A 2,213-nucleotide genomic window follows, 5' to 3' on the forward strand; every position below is an offset into this window, starting at 1 on the left:
GACATTTGAGCGACGGGCAGAACATCTTCGTTCACTGGGCCGGTTCAGAAGTTCATAGCCAGCAGCAACAAATACAGGTCTTTTGTTGACTTCGTTGGAGTTTGGTGCGGGTGGAGGGACTTGAACCCCCACGCCTTGCGGCGCCAGAACCTAAATCTGGTGGATTGGCTTTATAGGGCCTCAGATGTGCCATTTTGGAAGAAAGTGCCACACACTTATCTACACTGAGATTCCTTAGTTTTTTGACCAAATCGACGTTTCCCCATACTTTTGCCTAATTCCGCACGTAGCAGCCATTTTTGACCCCTGTCCGTAGCAGAATCGTAGCAGAGCACGTTGGAGGCTTTTATGGCGAAACGGATCAAACTGACCAAAGCAATTATTGAAGCGCTCGACCATGAGGAAGATGGGCAATGGGTCACGGACACGGAAGTCCCGCAGTTAGTGCTCCGCCTTACCGCAACATCAAAGACGTTCGTCGCACGCTGGACATCACAAACACTTGTGGACGCGAGAGGCAAAAAGAAGCGCCGCCAAGAGCGCATCGCGACAGTTGATGAAGTCAGCGTAGCCGAGGCTCGCGAACGTGCACGACGGTTTGTTTCGGAAGACCGTCCGCGCGAAGTTGAGACCTTGTCGGATATCTACCGGATATGGAGCGACCACTATGCATCAATTAAGGGCGAGGACCACGCGGACGAAATACGCCGAACTTGGAAAAAACACATAGAGCCCGATTTGGGCAATACGAAGCTAAGCATGCTGTCACACGCGACATTGCAGGCGTGGTATCAAAAGAAGCGTAGTGAACACCCTGTAACGGCAAAGGGAAAGATCCGAGCCGCCCCATACTCGGCAACTACAGTGAACCGCTGGATCGCTTATGTTTCCAAGTTCTGCACTATCGCCCGGAAGCATGGGCACATGGTCGGAAATCCCGTAGAAGGCCTAGAAAGATCGAAGCCGAGGAAGCGGTTAGACGTATTTGTTCGTGAAGACCTGATGACCTTGGGAGACAATCTCAATGCGGTTCAAAATCAGTACCCTATCGCCGTTGGTCTAATTCGTTTCCTAATGATCTTCCCTTGTCGCAGCATTGAAGCCCGGGAAATGGAGTGGGCAGACCTCGACTTTGAAACAGGCACTTGGACCATTCCGGCTAAGCGATACAAGACGGAAATTGACAAGGTCTTTCCGATTGGAGGACTTCAAATCGAGCACCTTCAAGGCTTGCCGAAGTGGTCAGAGCGATACGTCTTTCCACGACCCTCGGCCAATGGCATCGGAAGTTCTCACAAGACCGCGCCGGACGTAGATTTGCCCGCAACCAAGGACCATCAAATCAATGTCTGGAAGAAGGTTCGCCCCAAACCATTGGGAGCACACGCTCTCAGGAGGTCAATTGCTACTTGGCTCGTAAATAACGCTGTGCCTTTGGAAATGGTTTATAAGCTTTTGGGACACAGCACAACACTTGTTACGCAGCAAGCATACGCGCATTTGGAGCCTCAAACTGCCGGGAAATACTTGATGGGCTGGACCAAGTTCCTTGAGGATGAGAAGCCAAAGAAAGATGATTACGTTGATCCCATTTTAGCTGCTCAAGCTAGAATCATGGTCGAGACATACAACGACTCGATGGCCGAATAGACACTAATGGGTCGAGAACTGGACCAATTCATTCGTTCGCAGGATACTCCGGCAAGCGAGTTGGCCACTCACTCATGAGGATCAGAGTGAACTCGACAGTCTCGCCAGTGTCGGTCAACAGTTCTAATTCACCGCCGGGCGTCGAGTGGTCCCAAGCAAAGTTGTTTGACAGTACGCCAAGCACATTGCGCTTGTCAGCGGTGCGGATTTGGCCATCCTACGCCTCAAGCACGGAGACTCGTAGCTTTAAGGCGCCATTTGTGCAGCAAAGATGAAGGCGGATGACTTGTGGCTACGCTACCAGCTTAGCAGCACTTACCGAGTCTCGGCGTCATGTCAGTGCAACTATTCTGAGGCACGAAGTGAACAAAGGACGCATCGAGTGCTTCATTGTTTACTTTTGGGTTCAAGTCGTTCGTTCGGAATAGGTTAAAGTTTCAGAACTTTGCACTTTGTGCTTCAAATGAACCGGTGCTTCATTGGGTCAATCTTAGCAAAAGGTGCGTTCTAGTGATCAAATCGAAACTTGAGTTGTTCCTAGCCGTGGCTCTCCTAGTGTTTGC

At 50.7% G+C, this 2,213-nt stretch carries 1 protein-coding gene; it reads left to right on the forward strand.

Features of this window, described 5'->3' with window-relative positions; translation table 11 throughout:
* Positions 1-348: 348 nt before the first annotated feature.
* Complete coding sequence (locus AC2FNE_RS24570; RefSeq protein WP_496806560.1) at positions 349-1,650, forward strand: tyrosine-type recombinase/integrase; 1,302 nt, start codon at positions 349-351, stop codon at positions 1,648-1,650.
* Positions 1,651-2,213: the final 563 nt, after the last annotated feature.

Source organism: Ruegeria sp. YKSD179 (assembly GCF_059612885.1).

What these genes read in the sequence shown, in the direction of transcription:
- AC2FNE_RS24570 (WP_496806560.1), top strand. Translation starts at nt 349, where the DNA reads ATGGCGAAACGGATCAAACTGACCAAAGCAATTATTGAAGCGCTCGAC.